Source organism: Microbispora sp. KK1-11 (assembly GCF_006874435.1).
Classification (GTDB): Bacteria; Actinomycetota; Actinomycetes; order Streptosporangiales; family Streptosporangiaceae; genus Microbispora; species Microbispora catharanthi.
Genome location: NZ_VIRJ01000017.1, coordinates 142951 through 160454 on the forward strand (window position 1 = coordinate 142951; position 17504 = coordinate 160454).

Below are 17504 nucleotides of genomic sequence, written 5' to 3' on the forward strand. Positions count from 1 at the left end.
CGGCATGCCAGGCTCCGAGCTCTATGAGAAATTCATGGCACTGCACACCCGCGACGGTGGCCTTGTCATGCCGAACGCCTGGGACGGCCTCTCGGCGCTGATGCTGGCCGATGCCGGCTTCGAGGCGATCGCGACATCGTCAGCCGCGCTCGCTGCCACGCTCGGCCGGTCCGACGGGCGTCACCAAGTCACCCGCGAAGAGCACCTCGAGCATGCGCGGCTGTTCGGCCGACTCACCGGGCTGCCCGTCAACGGAGACTTCGAGGACGGCTACGGCGAGACGTCTGAAGACGTCGCCGCGACCGTGGAAGCCGCCGTGGCGTCCGGCCTGGCCGGTATCGGGATCGAAGACACCACGGGCAATCCCGATCAACCGATCCGCGACTTCGACGATGCCGTCAACCGCATGCGTAGCGCCGTCAACGCGGCCAAGGGACGCATCGTCGTAACCGGCCGCACCGACAACTTCATCCAGGGACGGCCCGATCTCGACGACACCATCCGGCGTCTCACGGCCTTCGCCGAGGTCGGCGCGGATGTGCTCTACGCCCCTTACCCGCCCGACCTCGACGCACTCGTCGCGATCGTGACCGCCGTCGCACCGACACCGGTCAACGTCCTCATCTCTCCGGCGGACAAGGTACTGACCGTCGCAGAACTCCAGAAGGCCGGGGTCAAACGCATCAGCGTGGGTCCAGCGCTCTACACCCACGCGATGGAAGCACTCGAACAGGCCACCAAGGCTCTCGTCGCGGGTGACCTCACCGCCGCGACGACAGGAATCGGCTTCGAGCGCATCGGCGACCTACTTGCCCGCGGCACGAACTAGCCCAAACCACGCCAACCACCACTCCTAACGCACTCGTACAAAAAAGGCGGATTGACATGAATCTCGACAAGCTCATGAACAAGCACCTCACCAGGTATTTCGACCCCAGCAAGACCATTCCAGAGGAAACCCTTCAGCAGCTGCTGAGGTTCCTGCGCTCCACGCCGTCATCGGTGAACGTACAGCCCAACCACTTCTACGTCCTCGCCACGCCCGAAGGCAAAGAACGGCTCGCCGACAACCTGGGCGAACGATTCCAGGACAACGCCGAGAAGATCCTGAACGCGTCGCACACCATCATCCTCACCACCCGGGCAGATGTGCCTGACAGCCACCTCGATGCGGTGTTCACGAAGGAGAGGGCCGACGGCCGGTTCCCTGACCAGTCAAAGCAGGAGCTGTGGGAATCCATGACCCGAGACTTCCTCAACCTGCGCAACTACGGCTACAAGGACCTGAACCACTGGATGGAGAAGCAGACCTACATGGCGGTGGGCCTGACAATGATGGCGGCCGCTGAGCTCGGCGTCGAGGCCACGCCGCTGGAAGGGTTCGACCCGGCCAGTGTCGACAAGGCGTTCAAGATCCGCGAGACCGGACACAGCACGACGGTGCTGCTGGCCCTGGGCTACCCCGACCTCGCGAAGGTGTATACCAACCCGATCTCGCGATTCGACGCCGACCAGCTGTTCACCTTCATCTGAAAACCCACAACACATACGAGGAAGGGGGCAACCTCAATGAAAGCCATTGTGGTAACCGACCAGGCCGCGGGAACGGCAGGGATGACGCTGACGGAGCGGCCCGAGCCGTCCGCAGCGATCAACGATGTCATCGTTCGGATTCATGCATCGGGCTTCGTCCCGACTGAGATGGAGTGGCCATCGACCTGGACCGATCGCGCCGGCCGTGATAGGACACCCTCGATCCCCGGGCACGAGCTGGCCGGCGTGGTCACCGCCCTCGGCTACGGCACGACGGGGCTGTCGGTCGGGCAGCGGGTGTTCGGCCTCGCCGACTGGCACCGCGACGGCACCCTTGCGGAGTACGTGGCGATCGAAGCACGCAACCTCGCACCGCTGCCCGGCGACGTCGACTTCACAGTCGGCGCGTCCCTGCCGATCTCAGGTCTGACCGCGTGGCAGGGGCTGTTCCAGCACGGCCGCCTTCAGGCCGGCCAGACCGTCCTCGCCCATGGCGCAGCCGGGGCGGTCGGGACGATGGTGACCCAGCTCGCCCGGGAGGCAGGCGCATACGTCATCGGCACCGGACGCGCCGCCGACCGTGAAAAGGCACTCGACTTCGGCGCGCATGAGTTCGTCGACCTCGAGAACGACGCACTGGAAGACGTCGGAGGCGTCGATCTGGTCTTCGATGTCATCGGCGGCGACGTTCAGAAGCGGTCCGCTGCCCTGATCAAGGCCGGAGGAACGCTGGTGTCCGTCGTCGGTCCGGTCCAGGCGCGGCCCGCTGACGGCCTGGCGGTGGACTTCGTTGTCGAGGCCGATCGTGCCGAACTGGGCGAGATCGTGCAGCGGGTGCGGGACCGACGGCTGCGGACGAACATCGGTGACGTCGCGAGCTTCGACGATGCCATTGATGCCCTTAACCCGACCACCCGACGCAGCGGGAAGACAGTCATCCGCATACGCCCGTAGGGAGCGGACGGCCGCAGCGCCACCTTGGCCTTGACCGGGCGGTCAGGGCACTCGGATCGACAGAGGAGTTGATCACCCTGGATGGACAGGAGCTGCAGAAGATCGCGGGCGACTGCACTGTGGGCCTGCCCGGCGCCGAGCTGGAGCAGCATTCCGGCCCCGACTGGCACCTCTACAAGGTGCGCGGCAAGGTCTTCATGCTCATGACCGACATGCCAGGGCGCCCCGTCGTGATCCTGAAAGCTGATCCGGACGACGCCGCAGCCCTGCGTGAGCAGTACGCAGACATCACTCCCGGCTATCACATGAACAAGAGGCACTGGATCACGCTGGAAGGAGGGGGCATTCTCGACGAGAAGCTGGTGAAGGAGCTCGTGATCGACTCCTACCGTCTCGTGGTCGGCGGGCTTCCCAAGTCCGAGCAGCCCGTGGATCCGCGTACCTACGGCCGCCGCGCCTGAGCACGGGGCCGGCGGGTGGCCGCATGGCCTGAGCCGGCACGGCGGCCAGCGCTCCGGTCCGCGTGCCGAGGGCGAACGCGGTGCGGCGGACGCGGGCGAGCGGTGCCCGCGCGACCAGGTCGACGCACTCCCCCTGACCGGCGAGAGCACGCCCAGGAACCCCGCGAGCGAGCCCGTCATCGGTTCAGGGGCGGACAGGCGAACACGGACCGGTGAGGAGCGGCGGCTGCGCGGCACCGACAAATCTTCCACGGCTTTTTGGTTGATCGTCACGCCTGCCCGAGATGGGGCGCTTTGGCAGCGTGAAAACCGGAAGTGTCCGGGCGATTCGCCCACCGCCGTACGGGACGAGTCGGTGCGGCCGTCACAGAAGAGGGGTCGTCGATGGGAGACGGGATCAGGGCGCGGGTGTCGGTCACCGGGCTGGGCGCCACCACGCCGCTGGGCGGAGACGTCACCACCACCTGGGCGGGCCTGCTGGAAGGACGGTCCGGCATCCGCCTGATCGAGGAGGACTGGGCCGAGGACCTGCCCGTACGGATCGCCGGCCGGCTGCCGGTGGACCCCGCGGAGATGCTGGGCCGGGTGGCGGCGCGGCGGCTCGACCGCTGCCAGCAGACGGCGCTGGTCGCCGCGCGGGAGGCGTGGGCGGACGCGGGGGCGCCCGGCGTCGAGCCCGAGCGCCTCGCCGTGGTGATCGGCACGGGAGTCGGCGGCGTCCTGACCACGCTGACCCAGAACGAGATCCTCGACAGGTCCGGACCGCGCAGGATCTCGCCCTACACCGTGCCGATGCTGATGCCCAACGGGCCGGCGGCGGTGGTCAGCATCGAGCTCGGCGCGCGCGGAGGCGCGCACACGCCGGTGAGCGCCTGCGCCACCGGCGCCGAGGCGATCGCGATGGGCCTCGACCTCATCAGGCTCGGGCGCGCCGACGTGGTCATCGCGGGCGGGGCGGAGGCGTGCGTCCATCGGCTGACCCTGGCCGGGTTCGCGCAGGCCAAGGCGGTCTCCACGCGCAACGACGCGCCGCAGGAGGCGTCGCGGCCGTTCGACGTGGGGCGCGACGGCTTCGTGCTGGGCGAGGGAGCCGCGCTGGTGGTGCTGGAACGCGAGGAGTTCGCCGCCGCCCGCGGCGCCCGGGTGCACGCCACCCTCGCCGGCGCCGGGGTCACCTCCGACGCCTTCCACGTCACCGCCGCCGACGCGGCCGGACAGGCACGGGCGATGCGGCTCGCCCTGACCGACGCCGGTCTGGACGCGCTCGACGTGGGGCACGTGAACGCCCACGCCACCTCGACCCCCACGGGCGACCTGACCGAGAACGCGTCGATCGCCGAGGCGATCGGGACGCATCCCGCGGTCACCGCGATCAAGTCGATGACCGGTCACCTGTGCGGCGCGGCCGGGTCGCTGGGCGCGATCGCCACCGTCCTCGCCCTGCGCGACGGGGTGATCCCCGCGATCCGCAACCTCGGCGACCCGGACCCGGAGGTGAAGCTCGACCTGGTGGCCGGGGCGCCGCGCAGCGGCCGCTGGACGGCCGGGCTGGTCAACTCCTTCGGCTTCGGCGGCCACAACGCCTCACTCGTCTTCACCGCCGCCTGACGTGTGCGTCAGATCGGGCCGCGGCCGTCGAAGAGGTCGTCCGGCCAGGGACTCTGGCTGCCGTCGCCGCTGCCGGACGGGCCGGGGGTGGGCTGCTGCGGCTCGGGCGAGGCGGGCTCGGGCGGCGGGGTGGGCACGAACTGCGTGTTCGGCAGCGGCCGGGGCGGCTCCGGCTCGTCCTCGGCGCGGAACAGCAGCATCCAGGTGACCAGCAGCAGCGCGAGCACGAGCGTGGCCAGCAGTGTCGAGGCGAGCACGACCGAGCGCCGGGTGGCCACCGGCGGCGGGGGCGGCGCGGGCGGGGCCGGCAGCGCGGGGGTGCGGTCACCCAGCCAGTAATGCGCGAAGTCGGGCCCGTGCCGCTGCCCGATGAGCGTGCCGGAGACGGTGACCGGGTCGAGGAACCGCTCGGCTCCCGGTCCGTTCGGCACGTACGGCACGGCCACCCAGGGCGCGGGCCCGTCCTGCATCGCCAGGACGGGAGGCGTGTCGGGGGACACCCTGCCGCGCACCCGGTCGACCAAGGAGGCGCCCCACGCGCGTACACCCGTCCGGCCTTGCGCGTCCTTGATCGCGGTGACGAACCGGTCCCTCGCGGCCGCGTCGAGTGCGGCGCCGCTGGACAGGACCGCCACCGAGACCACCCGGCCATCGGGCGCCTGGCCCAGGTAGACGAGCCCGGCCGGGGCCGTCTGCAGACGCGCCTGCAGCGCGAACGGCCCCACGTGGGGCGGGTCGCCGTACTGCAGCGGAGTGACCATCCCCCACATGAAAACACACCCCCACAGCCGGAACACACGGGCGCGTCAGGGGGTGTGGCACGCGCCGGGACGGGCAAATGGGAGAGAAATGGATTCTCCAGCCGAGTCACGATTGAATAACGAGCATGACCGTTGCCGATGAACGCAGTGACCCGGAGCCCGGCGAGGGCGTGACGGAGCAGGAGGAGGACGAGGCCCGGCTGGACGCCCTGCGGGAGGCGCTGGCCGAGGTCCGGCGTGTGATCGTCGGACAGGAGCACATGGTCGAGCGGCTGCTGGTGGCGCTGCTCGCCCGGGGACACTGCCTGCTCGAAGGCGTCCCGGGGGTCGCCAAGACGCTGGCCGCCTCGACGCTGTCCACCGTCGTGGGCGGCACGTTCGCCCGCATCCAGTTCACCCCCGACCTGGTGCCCAGCGACATCGTCGGCACCCGCGTCTACCACCCGAGCTCCGAGCGGTTCGACGTCGAGCTCGGGCCGGTGTTCGTCAACTTCCTGCTCGCCGACGAGATCAACCGCGCTCCCGCGAAGGTGCAGTCGGCCCTGCTGGAGGTGATGGCCGAGCGGCAGGTGACGCTCGCGGGGCGCACCCATCCGCTGCCGCGGCCGTTCATCGTGCTGGCCACGCAGAACCCGATCGAGTCGGAGGGCGTGTACCCCCTGCCCGAGGTGCAGCGCGACCGGTTCCTGTTCAAGGTGCGCGTGTCCCATCCGAGCGCGCACGAGGAGCTGGAGATCCTGCAGCGGATGAGCGTGCGCCCGCCCGTGCCCAGGCCGGTGCTCGACCCGGCCACGCTGGTGCGGCTGCAGGACATGGCCGAGGAGGTCTCGGTCCACCAGCTCGTGGCCGACTACGTCGTGCGGCTGGTCATGGCGACGCGCACCCCGGCGGACTACGGCCTGGCCGACCTGCAGGACACGATCGAGATCGGGGTGAGCCCCCGGGCGACGCTCGGCCTGATCGCCGCCGGACGGGCCCTGGCCCTGCTGCGCGGACGCGACTACCTGCTGCCCGACGACGTCCGCGACGTGGCGGTCGACGTCATGTCGCACCGGCTGATGCTCACCTTCGACGCGCTGGCCGACGAGGTGGACCCCGACGACGTCGTACGCCGGGTCCTGCAGGCGGTGCCGCCGCCGCTCGTCGTGTGGAACCAGGGCATGCGATGAGCGGGGCGAACCCCGACCAGGCGCTGCGACGGCTGGAGCTGACGGTGGTGCGGCGACTGGACGGGCTGCTGCAGGGCCGTCACCAGGGGCTGATCCCCGGGCCCGGCAGCGACCACGGCGACACCCGCGTGTACGTGCCCGGAGAGGACGACGTGCGCCGCATGGACTGGGCGGTGACGGCGCGCACGACGGTCCCGCACGTGCGCGACCTGATCGCCGACCGGGAGCTGGAGACCTGGGCGGTGGCCGACCTGTCGGCCAGCATGGAGTTCGGCACGGCCGACATGTCCAAACGCGACCTGGTCGTCAGCGCCGTCGGGGCGATCGGGATCCTGGCCAGCCGGGTGGGCGACCGGTTCGGCGCCTACATCCTGTACGGCGACGACGTGCACCGCTTTCCGGCCAAGCCCGGCCGGCCCCGGCTGTACGCTCTGCTGCACTCGCTGCTCAGCGCGCCGCCCGCGCAGGGCGCGGTGGACCTCGGGGAGGCTCTGGAGATGATGGCGACGGCGCACCGCAAGCGCGGGCTGCGGGTGGTCGTCTCCGACTTCCTCGACTCGCCCGACTCCTGGGAGCCGCCGCTGCGCCGCCTGGCCGCGCGGCACCAGGTGCTCGCCGTGGAGATCATCGATCCCCGCGAGCTGGAGCTGCCCGACGTCGGGTTCGTCACCCTCGCCGACCCCGAGACCGGGCGCTCGCGCGGCGTCCACCTGTCGCACACGCTCAGGGAGCGGTACGCCGAGGCGGCGGCCGAGCAGCGCCGGGCGACCCGGGCGGCGCTGCGCCGGGCCGGGGCGGCCCACCTGGTGCTGCGCACCGACCGCGACTGGGTGTTCGACATCGCCGAGTTCGTGCTGCGCCAGCGGCGGGCCTCCCACCTGCTGCGCCGCGCCGCGAACAGGAAGGCGGGCGCATGACCTTCCTCGCCCCCGGCTGGCTCTGGCTGTTCGTCCTGGTCATCGCGCTGATCGCGGCGTACATCGCGGCGCAGTTCGCGCGCCGCCGCTACACGGTGCGCTTCACGAACCTCGCGCTGCTGTCGCTCGTGGCGCCGGAGCGGCCCACCTGGCGGCGGCACGTGCCGGCCGTGCTGTTCCTCGTCTTGATGAGCCTGCTGGTCCTCGGCGCAGCCCGGCCCGCGGGCGAGGCGAAGGTGCCCCGCGACCGCGCCACCATCATGGTCGCCGTGGACGTGTCGCTGTCGATGGAGTCGGCCGACGTCCCGCCCACCCGGCTCGTCGCGGCCAAGCAGGCCGCCCAGCAGTTCGTGAGAGACCTGCCCGAGCGGTTCAACGTCGGAGTGGTGGCCTTCGCCAGATCGGCCGCCGTCGTGATCTCCCCCACCACCGACCACGCCGCCGTGAACACCGCGATCTCCAGCCTCACCACCCGGCCCGGCACGGCGATCGGCGAGGCCGTGTTCAACTCGCTCGACTCGATCAGGTCGTTCGACCAGCGGGCCGTCACCGATCCGCCCCCGTCCGCCATCGTGCTGCTCTCGGACGGCGACAACACCTCCGGACGGTCGGTCAACGAGGCCATCGAGGCGTCGGTCGGCGCCAAGGTGCCGGTGTCCACGATCGCGTACGGCACGCCCGAGGGCACGGTGACGATCGACAACCGGGCGGTGCAGGTGCCGGTCAACAAGACCACGCTGAAGTCGCTGTCGGACGGCACCGGAGGCCGGGCGTACACCGCGGAGTCGGGCAGCGAACTGCGCGACGTGTACGCGCAGATCGGCACCTCGCTCGGCTACAAGGTCGTGCACCAGGAGATCACCCAGCGGTTCCTCGTCGCGGCGATCGTCGTGGGCCTGCTCGCCGCCGCGGCGGCGATGCTGCTGGGCGCCCGCATCCCCTGACCCGCCCGACGCCTTCCCGACGCGACGCGGCCTGCCCGGCTCTGGACGGGACACCGGGCTGATGCGACCGGGACACGTCCCGGTGGACCGTTCTGCCACACGGCCGGACCCGGCCGGTCACGAACGGAGCCCTCCATGACATCGCTCGACAGTCCCGTCCGCGTCACCTCCCCCGCCGCCGCCTGGGGCGGCGCGGCCCGCGTCGCCGGCGCGCTCGCCCTGACCCTGTCCGGGGTGCTGTGGGCCGTCGCCGACCTCGTCGAACCCGAACTGGACGGCGCGGCCTCGCTGAACTGGACCGCCGCCCACCCCGGCCCCGCCGGGATCGGCATCACGGCGGACATCCTCGCGACCCCCTGCCTCGCCGGCGCGACCGCCGTCTGGCTGCTGCTGTCCCGGCGCCGATCCCCGCGCCTCGCCTGGACGGGGGCCGTGCTGCTGGTCCTCGGGCTCACCGGTCAGGCCATGATCATGGGGGTCGGGCTGGTCGGCTACATGGTCGCCCGCAGCGGAAAGATCGACCCGGCCGTGTTCTCCGCGGTGGTGGGCGACGCTCCCGGCGCCTCGCTCCCGGAAACGGTCTTCACGGTGATGTTCTTCGCCGGGGCCTTCCTCGGTATCGTCGTGATGATGGCGGCCGTCTGGCGTTCCCGCGCCCTCCCCCGGGCCGCCGCGGCACTGCTGGTCGCCTTCCAGCTGACCGAACTGGTGAACCCGCCGTTCCCGACCACGCTCCTCGCGACGGCCGGACTGGTCTGGATGGCGGTGGCGGTGCTGCGCACGCCCGCGGTGGAGAGCCTCGACGGCCGCGGCGGCGTGATGGAGCGGTCATGATCCCTACCGGCCCGGCGACGGTGACCGCCTCCGCGGACACCGGCCGCCGGGCCGCCCGCTCCACGGCGGCCGTCGCCCTCGGCGTGGCCGCCGTGGTCGAGGTGTTGCTGTGGGCCGTCCTCGCGTGGGTGAACGGGCAGGCACCGGCCCGGCTGGTCGCCGAGAACGAGGTGACCGGCGCCGTCGTGGCCGTGTCCTTCGGCGTCGTGGGCGCACTGGTCGTACGCGGCCGTCCCGGCCACGTGCTCGGCTGGATCTTCGTCGCCGAGGGCCAGCTCCAGGGGCTGTGCGTCCTCGGCGCGGAGTACGCGCAGCGCACGCCGCCGCTGCCGCTCGCGGGTGTGGCCGCCTTTTTCGGGGCGTACGTGTGGTTCCCCGGCATTCTGCTCGCGGCCGCGTTCATCACCCCTCTGTTCCCCGACGGCAGGGCCGCGTCGCCGCGGTGGCGTCCGCTGCTGTGGCTGGGAGGCGCCGCCGTGACGTGCGGCACGGCGGCCATCGTCGTGTCCGACGCGCCGATGCGGGACACGTTCCCCCAGTGGACCGATCCCCTCGCCCTGCCGCGAGCCGCCGAGACGGCGCTGGGAGCGGTGGCGGTGGCGTCGGCCCTGGTGGCGGCGGCGTGCGCGCTCGTGGGCGCGGCGGGACTGGTGCTGCGCCTGCGCCGCGCCGCCGGGCCCGAGCGGCGCCGCATCGGCTGGTTCTTCGTCCCCTTCCTCGTCGGCGCCCTGGCCCAGCTGCCTCAGGACGACACCGGGCTGCTCCCCGCCGTGGCGTGGGGATTCTTCCCGGTCGCACTCGGCGTGGCCACGGTCGGCCACGGGCTGTTCGGCGCCGACCGCCTGCTGAGCCGCACTCTTGTCTACGTCGCGCTGACCGTCCTGGTCGCGGGGGTCTTCGGGCTGTTCATCGGGCTCGCCTCCAACGTCCTCGGCGGCGGGGGCACCGGGGCCGTGGCCGCCGCGGTGGTGATCGCTCTGGGGCTGTCCCCCGCCCGGGCGCTCGTCCAGCGGGGCATCGACCGCCTGCTCTACGGCGGCAGCCGCGATCCCTACGCGGTCATCGCCGATCTCGGACGGCAGTTGTCGGCGGCCATCGCCCCGGACGAGGTGCTGCCCATCATCGTGCGGACGGTGGCCGCCGGTCTGCGCCTGCCGTACGCCGCGGTGACCCTCGCCGGGGAGGAGACACCCGCCTCCCGGTACGGGGAGCCGGCCGCCGGCCTGGTCGACCTGCCGCTCCGGCACGCCGGTCAGGAGGTGGGCCGCCTGACGATCGGACTGCGCGAAGGGCAGCGCCGGCTCGACCCCGCCGACGAGCGCCTCCTGCACGACTTCGCCCGGCACGCGGGAGCCGCGGCCGACGGCGTCCGTCTCACCCGCGACCTGCGCCGCTCCCGTGACCGGGTGCTGGCGGCCCGTGAGGAGGAGCGGCACCGCATCCGCAGGGACCTGCACGACGGTCTCGGCCCCACGCTCGCCGGGGTCGCGCTCGGGCTGGGCGCGGCGCGGCGGGCCGTCGGCGCGGAGGGCCCCGCCGAACTGCTCGGGCGCCTGGAGTCCGAGGTCCTCGGCGGGCTGGACGAGGTCCGGCGCCTGGTCGCGGATCTGCACCCCGCGGGACTGGCCGACCTCGGCCTCGTCGCGGCCCTGCGGCGGCACGCCGAGACGCTGTCCGCTCATGCGGGCGGCGCCCTGACGATCACGGTCACGGCTCCCGCCGACCTGCCGCCGCTCGTGCCCGCGGTGGAGGTGGCGGCCTACCGCATCACACTGGAGGCGCTGACCAACGTGGCCAGGCACGCGGCCGCCCGCACCTGCGCGGTGGACATCGCCGCGGAGTCCGGCCTGCTCAGACTCGCCGTACGGGACGACGGCGTGGGCGTGGGCATGGAGCGAGGCCGTCCGAGGCGGGGCATCGGGCTGAGGTCGATGGCCGAGCGGGCGGCGGAGCTGGGCGGAGCGTGCGAGGTCGGCCCCGCGGACGGCGGCGGCACACTGGTCCTCGCGACACTGCGACTGGAGGGATGAGATGACGGACGGGCCCATCAGGCTGCTCATCGCCGACGACCACCCCATGTTCCGGTACGGCCTGCGCGCGGCGCTCTCCGACGTGGACGGGATCACGGTCGCCGGTGAGGCGGCCGACGGAAACGCCGCCGTCGCCATGGCCGGAGATCTCGGCGTCCACGTGGTGCTGATGGACCTCGACATGCCCGGCATGAACGGCATCGACGCCATCGGGGAACTGCGCAGGCGGCTGCCCGAGGTGGCGGTGCTGGTGCTCACGATGTACGACAACGACGAGTCGTTGTTCACCGCCATGCGCGCCGGGGCCAGGGGCTACCTCGTGAAGGGCGCCGAGCAGGAGCAGATCGTCCGCGCGGTCAGGGCCGTCGTCCTCGGCGAGGTCGTCTTCGGCACCGGCGTCGCCGAGCGCGCCCTCGCCTACTTCGCCGCGGCCCCGGTGGGAGGCCGGGCCGCCCGGCCCCTGCCCGAACTCACCGACCGCGAGATCGAGGTGCTCCGGCTGGTGGCCGACGGGCTGAACAACGCGGAGATCGCCAGGCGGCTCTTCCTCAGCGAGAAGACCATCCGCAACCACATCTCCAGCATCTTCGGCAAGCTGCAGGTCGACGACCGGGCGCAGGCCATCGTGCGGGCCCGTCGCGTGGGCCTCGGCTCACCGGAGCCGGGCGGTCAGGGGCATACGACCGAGCGGCGATGACGCCGGGGCCACGGACGCGCGGCAGGGACCGCACGCGTGGAGATCAGCGGTCCGCGGCGTTGGTACGTTTGGGCACGTGGCCCATTACTTCGAGGAGAGCCCCCAGACGGCCAGCCGGCCCGGTTGGGTCACTCTGGTCCTCCCGGATCTGCACCTGCGACTGGAGACCGACCGTGGGGTGTTCTCCCCCGATCGGGTCGATCCGGGAACCCGGGTGCTGCTGGAGACCGTGCCTCCGCCTCCGGCCGAGGGCGACCTGCTCGACCTCGGATGCGGATACGGGCCCATCGCGCTGACGATGGCGTCGCGGGCGCCGGGGGCCACGGTGTGGGCCGTCGACGTCAACCGCCGCTCGGTGGAGCTGTGCGCGCGGAACGCCAAGAGCGCCGGCCTTGACAAAGTAAGGTCGGTTCATGTCGACGAGATGCCGGAGGACGTCAGGTTCCGGGCCATCTGGTCGAACCCGGCCATCCGGATCGGCAAGGCCGCGCTCCACGAGATGCTCATCCGGTGGCTCGACCGGCTCACCCCCGACGGCAGCGCGTACCTGGTCGTGCAGAAGCACCTGGGCTCCGACTCCCTGCAGCGCTGGCTGAGCGACCAGGGCCTGCCCACCTCACGGCTGGCCTCCCGGTCCGCCTACCGCGTGCTGCGGGTGGACGGGCGCGAGCGGTGAGGCGGTTGATGGCCGGACTGGCGGCCCTCGGAGCGCTGGCCGTGTTCCAGTCTCCCGTTCAGGCCCTGCCTCGCCCGGCGACGCCTGCTCCTCGATCGGACGAGTGGTGGTTCCCGCCATGGTCCATCCAGACGAAGGTGTGGCCCACCACCCGGGGACAGGGAGTCACCGTCGCCGTGGTGGACAGCGGTGTCAGGCCCCTGCCCGAGATCGCCCGCGCACTGTTACCGGGGGGCGACACGACGGGACACGGCACGGACGGCCACACCGACTTCAGCGACGACGGTCACGGCACCGGCATGGCGATCCTCATCGCCGGTCAGGGCGGCGGAACCACCCATCTCGTCGGCATCGCGCCGGAGGCTCGGATCCTGCCGGTGGCCGTCACCGACGGGCCCATCTCGACGATCGAGTTCGAGATGTCACTGTCGCGGGGGATCCGATTCGCGGCCGACCACGGCGCACAAGTGATCAACATCTCGCAGGGGGATAACAGCCTGGAGGCGTGCCCCTCCCAGGTGCGGGACGCGGTCGCCTACGCCGTCGAGCACGACGTGGTCATAGTGGCCGCGGCGGGGAACGACGGCGACCACGACAATCCGATCATGTTTCCCGCGTCGTGTCCGGGCGTCCTGTCCGTGGGGGCCACGGACGACCATTCGCGGCCCTGGAAGAGCACGGAGTCGAACGAGTACGTGTCGGTGGCGGCACCCGGCGTCGACCTCCCGGTGGCGAGCAAGAGCGAGGAGTACTCCTACCCCCACGCCAGCGGGACGAGCGGCGCGGCCGCGCTCGTGTCCGGGGCGGCCGCGCTCGTACGGGCGGCGAATCCGGCCATGCCGGCGCGGGAGGTCGTCCGCCGTCTCATCGGCACGACCCTGGACGTGGACGCACCCGGCAGGGACGACCAGACCGGGTACGGCATCGTCCGGATCAACCGGGCCATGCACCCGGACGCCTACCCGGTGCCGCCCGGCTCGCCGAATCCGCCCTACGAGCGGTTCGACCAATGGAAGCACCCGCGAACCACGCCCGCCGAGAGCGTGGAACGCACCTCTGCGGCCGCGGTGCAGGCGGACAGGTCCGAGAAGGGCCTCAGCACCAGCCTGACGGTCCCCGTGCTGATCCTGGTTATCATCGTCATGTTCACCCTCGGCATTCTCGTCGGGCGGGTGACACGGCCCGCCAGGCCCGGGAACCGCCACCCGGATTTCCTCGGAGATCGGGGAGGACCGGGCCCGGCGCGTGGTCATCCCGGCGCGACCCCGCCCAGACAGGGGTTCACCATGCCGCCGGCACCGGACGCACCTCCCCACGAGCCGCCGAGGCGAGAATCCACCATGCCACCCGATGGGCCTCCCCAGGAGCCCGGAACTGCGAGCGAGCGATGATCGATGAGCGGCCGATGAGCGGCTCCAACCCGCGCAGGCAGCTCAAGCCGACCGACGTCAAGCGGCTCAACCGCACCTGGCGCCGCAACACCGAGGGCCGTCTCGCGCTGATCCTCGAATCGGTGACCGGCCCCTTCAACATCGGATCGATCTTCCGCACGGCCGCCGCCTTCGGCGCGGAGACGATCTGGCTGGCCGGCAACGCCACCCCGCCCACCAACCCCAAGGCGCAGAAGACCGCGCTCGGCACCGACCGGCTGGTCGAGTGGCACGAGCCGGTCCCGGTCGCCGAGGCCGTACGCGCGGCCAGGGAGGAGGGGTTCCGGGTGGTCGCCGTCGAGCTGACCGGCGACGCCGTTCCCCTGCACGAGGCCAAGCTCGACGGCGACGTCTGCCTGGTGCTCGGCAGCGAGGACCACGGCTGCTCCCCCGCCTGCCTCGAGGCGGCCGACTCGGTGGCCTACATCCCCCAGGTCGGCCGGGTCGGATCGGTCAACGTGGCGGTCGCCGCGGCCATCGCGATGGCGGAGGCCCGGCGGCAGGAATGGGCGTCGTCCGCCGGGTAGCCGCCCCCTGAGACGGCTTCCGGCGCCGAGCCCGGACCCGGGGCGTGCGGACACGGAGTGAACCGCGACACGCCGAAGGGGAAAATCCGCCCCGAAGATGACAAGGGACTCTTGTGACGCAAATGTTCACCTTGGTGCGCTGACTGTATGGCCGGAACCCGGCATACTCCTCTCGTGCATCGCCGTTTCGCGTTCCTCGACCACCCCGGACCGCTCGCCTTCGCGCATCGAGGCGGGGCGGCGGAGGCCCGCGAGAACACCATGGCCGCTTTCTCCCGGGCGGTCGAGCTCGGCTACACCTACCTGGAGACCGACGCCCACGCGACCGCCGACGGCGTGCTGCTCGCGTTCCACGACCACAGCCTCGACCGCGTCACCGACCGCACCGGCCGCATCTCGCGGCTGCCCTACCGCGAGGTGCGCAGGGCCAGGATCGGCGGCCGGCACGAGATCCCGCTGATGGAGGACCTGCTCGGCGCCTGGCCGGACGTGCGGTTCAACATCGACGTCAAGGAGAGCGCCGCGATCGTGCCGCTGGCCCGGGCGATCCGCCGCACCCGCGCCTACGACCGCGTGTGCCTGACCTCGTTCTCCGACGTGCGGCTGGCCCGCGCCCGGCGCGCCATCGACCGGGAGGTCTGCTTCTCGCTCGGCCCGCGCGGCCTGGCCGCCCTGCGTACGGCCGCGATGGGAGGCGGGTACGGCAGGCTGCTGTCCGGGCTGGCCCGGGCGGGAGTGCCGTGCGCGCAGGCGCCGATCGGGTTCCGCGGTCTGCGGGTGACCACCCGCGCCCTCGTGCGGACCGCGCACGCGATCGGCATGCAGGTGCACGTGTGGACGGTGAACGACCCGGTGACGATGGCGTATCTGCTCGATCTCGGCGTCGACGGGATCATGACGGACAACATCAGCGGCCTGCGCGACGTGCTCAAGTCGCGCGGGCAGTGGCACCCCCGCCCGGCCGAGCCGTGACCCCGGACCACCCGGCACGACCCGGACCGCCCCGCCGAACCCGCTGAGCCTCTGTCCACGCCGAACCCCGCCGAAGCCCGGGCCCCGCCGAACCCCTGCCCCTGCAGAACCCCGGCCCCCGGCGACGCTCCACCCCCGTGAGGAGAGACCATGACCGCCCCCCAGGTCGTTCAGGAGGAGATCCCCGGCGCGCGGCGGCGCGAGCAACGCGGCTGGTACTGGTACGACTGGGCGGACTCGGCGTTCCAGACGACCGTCCTGACCGTCTTCCTCGGGCCGTACCTGACCTCGGTCGCCACGACGGCGGCGGGCGGCGAGGGCGGCTTCGTGTCGTTCCTCGGCCTCGACCTGCGGCCGAAGGCGTACTTCACGGCCCTGGTGACGATCTCGGTGCTGCTGCAGATCGTGATCATGCCGATCGTCGGCGCCCTGGCCGACCACACCGGCCGCAAGAAGCAGATCCTGGGGGCCTTCGCGTACGCGGGCGCGGCGGCCACGCTCGGCTTCTACCTCGTCTCCGGCGGCGGCTACCTGCTCGGCGGCGTGCTGTTCCTGGTCGCCAACGTGACCTTCGGCTCGGCGCGCGTGGTCTACGACTCCTTCCTGCCGCAGATCTCCGGCGCGGAGGAACGCGACGCGATCTCCAGCAGGGGCTGGGGCTTCGGCTACCTCGGCGGCGGCCTGCTGCTCGCGCTCAACCTGGTGCTCTACCTGTCCGGCGCGGTCGAGGAGGGCCTGGCGGTCCGCGTGAGCCTGGCGTCGGCCGGCCTGTGGTGGGGCGCGTTCACCCTGATCCCGATGCTGCGCCTGCGCAACCGGCGGGTGCCGGTCCACGAGGCGACCGCCGCCCGGGCCGTGGCCGGCAGCGTCCGCCAGCTCGGCCGGACCCTCGCCGACCTGCGGCGCTATCCCCGCACGCTGCTGTTCCTCGCGGCCTACCTGATCTACAACGACGGCGTGCAGACGGTGATCGGGTTCTCCGCGACGTACGCGGACCAGGAGCTGGGGCTGAGCCAGACGCACCAGATCGGGGCGATCCTCATGGTGCAGTTCATCGCCGTCGGCGGCGCGCTCGGGCTCGCGTGGATCGCGGCCAGGATCGGGACCAAGCGCACGGTCCTGGCCAGCCTGGTCGTGTGGACGGCGGTGGTGGGGGTGGCCTACTTCCTGCAGAAAGGCGCGGCGGTCCAGTTCTACGCGATCGCCTTCGCCATCGCGATCGTCATGGGCGGCACGCAGGCGCTGTCGCGCTCGCTGTACTCCTTGGTGATCCCGCCCGGCCGGGAGGCGGAGTACTTCAGCCTCTACCAGATCAGCGACAAGGGCTCGGCGTTCCTCGGCTCGCTGGTGCTCACGCTGGCGCTTCAGCTCACCGACAGCTATCGCACCGCGATCGTCTCGCTGATCGTGTTCTTCGTCGTCGGGTTCGTACTGCTCACCGTTGTCAACCTGCCCCAGGCCATCCGCGAGGCGGGGAACGAGGTGCCCGACCACATCTGAGACCAGTGGGACGGAAAAAGCGCGATTGGATCAGGTCTCGGCTGGGAATCCACACACGGTATCAGGCGTTGTACGCGGTGGCGAACGAACCCCTCGAAGGCGGGGACCTCAGGAGGCTTAAAGACATGGGCGAGCGTGCACTTCGCGGTACCCGGCTCGGCGCGACCAGCTACGAGAACGACCGCAACACCGATCTGGCCCCGCGTCAGGAGGTGTCCTACACGTGCCCCAAGGGCCATCTCACCACCGTCCCGCTCGCCGTCGAGGCCGAGATCCCGACGAACTGGGAGTGCCGTTACTGCGGCAGCCCGGCACTGCGGGTGGACGCGGAGCAGCCCCAGCAGAAGAAGGCGAAGCCCCCGCGGACCCACTGGGACATGCTGCTGGAGCGTCGCTCGATCGAGGACCTCGAAGAGGTGCTGAACGAGCGTCTCGCCATTCTGCGCGAGCAGCGGCGCAAGAGCGCGTAGGACGCCTGCGACGCCCCCGGC

18 protein-coding genes are annotated in these 17504 nt (G+C 71.7%); 17 read left to right on the forward strand and 1 reads right to left on the reverse strand.

Annotation, left to right across the window (positions count from 1 at the left end; all coding sequences use genetic code 11):
* The first annotated feature begins 34 nt into the window (after nucleotides 1–34).
* The 5 genes from FLW16_RS24095 to FLW16_RS24115 all read left to right on the forward strand — a co-directional run bounded on the left by FLW16_RS24095 (nucleotide 35) and on the right by FLW16_RS24115 (nucleotide 4556).
* Entirely contained in the window at nucleotides 35–829 is a 795-nt protein-coding gene (locus tag FLW16_RS24095) for an isocitrate lyase/phosphoenolpyruvate mutase family protein (RefSeq protein WP_221891256.1), read from the forward strand.
* A 56-nt stretch (nucleotides 830–885) separates the two neighbouring features.
* Nucleotides 886–1533 carry a nitroreductase family protein gene (locus tag FLW16_RS24100; RefSeq protein ID WP_142562379.1) on the forward strand — a complete coding sequence of 216 codons (648 nt, stop codon included), beginning with the start codon at nucleotides 886–888 and terminating at the stop codon, nucleotides 1531–1533.
* A gap of 36 nt (nucleotides 1534–1569) precedes the next feature.
* Entirely contained in the window at nucleotides 1570–2487 is a 918-nt protein-coding gene (locus FLW16_RS24105) for an NADP-dependent oxidoreductase (RefSeq protein ID WP_142562380.1), read from the forward strand.
* Nucleotides 2488–2555: 68 nt separating this feature from the next.
* Nucleotides 2556–2948 (forward strand): MmcQ/YjbR family DNA-binding protein, encoded by a 393-nt coding sequence (locus tag FLW16_RS24110; RefSeq protein ID WP_260615519.1) that lies wholly within the window; start codon nucleotides 2556–2558, stop codon nucleotides 2946–2948.
* Nucleotides 2949–3332: 384 nt separating this feature from the next.
* Complete coding sequence (locus FLW16_RS24115) at nucleotides 3333–4556, forward strand: beta-ketoacyl synthase (RefSeq protein WP_142562381.1); 1224 nt, start codon at nucleotides 3333–3335, stop codon at nucleotides 4554–4556.
* A gap of 8 nt (nucleotides 4557–4564) precedes the next feature.
* On the opposite strand, the gene FLW16_RS24120 is transcribed toward FLW16_RS24115, so the two are convergent.
* Complete coding sequence (locus FLW16_RS24120; RefSeq protein WP_260615520.1) at nucleotides 4565–5317, reverse strand: hypothetical protein; 753 nt, start codon at nucleotides 5315–5317, stop codon at nucleotides 4565–4567.
* A gap of 125 nt (nucleotides 5318–5442) precedes the next feature.
* Here FLW16_RS24120 and FLW16_RS24125 point away from each other — a divergent pair, with 125 nt between their 5' ends.
* The 12 genes from FLW16_RS24125 (at nucleotide 5443) to FLW16_RS24180 (ending at nucleotide 17483) form a co-directional block, all read left to right on the forward strand.
* Nucleotides 5443–6486: a MoxR family ATPase gene (locus tag FLW16_RS24125; RefSeq protein WP_142562383.1), complete on the forward strand. Its 1044-nt coding sequence runs from the start codon at nucleotides 5443–5445 to the stop codon at nucleotides 6484–6486.
* Complete coding sequence (locus FLW16_RS24130) at nucleotides 6483–7403, forward strand: DUF58 domain-containing protein (RefSeq protein WP_142562384.1); 921 nt, start codon at nucleotides 6483–6485, stop codon at nucleotides 7401–7403. The genes FLW16_RS24125 and FLW16_RS24130 overlap by 4 nt, the downstream gene beginning before the upstream one ends.
* Nucleotides 7400–8347 carry a VWA domain-containing protein gene (locus FLW16_RS24135; RefSeq protein ID WP_142562385.1) on the forward strand — a complete coding sequence of 316 codons (948 nt, stop codon included), beginning with the start codon at nucleotides 7400–7402 and terminating at the stop codon, nucleotides 8345–8347. Before FLW16_RS24130 ends, FLW16_RS24135 begins: the two co-directional genes overlap by 4 nt.
* 135 nt (nucleotides 8348–8482) lie before the next feature.
* Entirely contained in the window at nucleotides 8483–9181 is a 699-nt protein-coding gene (locus FLW16_RS24140; RefSeq protein ID WP_142562386.1) for a hypothetical protein, read from the forward strand.
* Nucleotides 9178–11211, forward strand: a complete 2034-nt coding sequence (locus FLW16_RS24145) for a sensor histidine kinase (protein WP_142562387.1) — start codon at nucleotides 9178–9180, stop codon at nucleotides 11209–11211. The genes FLW16_RS24140 and FLW16_RS24145 overlap by 4 nt, the downstream gene beginning before the upstream one ends.
* 1 nt (nucleotide 11212) lies before the next feature.
* Nucleotides 11213–11908: a response regulator transcription factor gene (locus FLW16_RS24150; RefSeq protein WP_142562388.1), complete on the forward strand. Its 696-nt coding sequence runs from the start codon at nucleotides 11213–11215 to the stop codon at nucleotides 11906–11908.
* Between the two features lie 76 nt (nucleotides 11909–11984).
* Complete coding sequence (locus FLW16_RS24155) at nucleotides 11985–12584, forward strand: class I SAM-dependent methyltransferase (protein WP_142562389.1); 600 nt, start codon at nucleotides 11985–11987, stop codon at nucleotides 12582–12584.
* Between the two features lie 8 nt (nucleotides 12585–12592).
* Nucleotides 12593–13975, forward strand: coding sequence for a S8 family serine peptidase (locus tag FLW16_RS24160; protein WP_142562390.1), 1383 nt, complete (start codon nucleotides 12593–12595; stop codon nucleotides 13973–13975).
* A gap of 14 nt (nucleotides 13976–13989) precedes the next feature.
* Entirely contained in the window at nucleotides 13990–14541 is a 552-nt protein-coding gene (locus tag FLW16_RS24165) for a TrmH family RNA methyltransferase (protein WP_142562391.1), read from the forward strand.
* Nucleotides 14542–14715: 174 nt separating this feature from the next.
* Nucleotides 14716–15513 carry a glycerophosphodiester phosphodiesterase gene (locus FLW16_RS24170; protein WP_396686806.1) on the forward strand — a complete coding sequence of 266 codons (798 nt, stop codon included), beginning with the start codon at nucleotides 14716–14718 and terminating at the stop codon, nucleotides 15511–15513.
* Between the two features lie 150 nt (nucleotides 15514–15663).
* Nucleotides 15664–17013 carry an MFS transporter gene (locus FLW16_RS24175; protein WP_142562393.1) on the forward strand — a complete coding sequence of 450 codons (1350 nt, stop codon included), beginning with the start codon at nucleotides 15664–15666 and terminating at the stop codon, nucleotides 17011–17013.
* Nucleotides 17014–17138: 125 nt separating this feature from the next.
* The gene (locus FLW16_RS24180; RefSeq protein ID WP_139579392.1) at nucleotides 17139–17483 is read left to right on the forward strand and encodes an RNA polymerase-binding protein RbpA; all 345 of its coding nucleotides are present in this window, start codon (nucleotides 17139–17141) and stop codon (nucleotides 17481–17483) included.
* The last annotated feature ends 21 nt before the right edge of the window (nucleotides 17484–17504 follow it).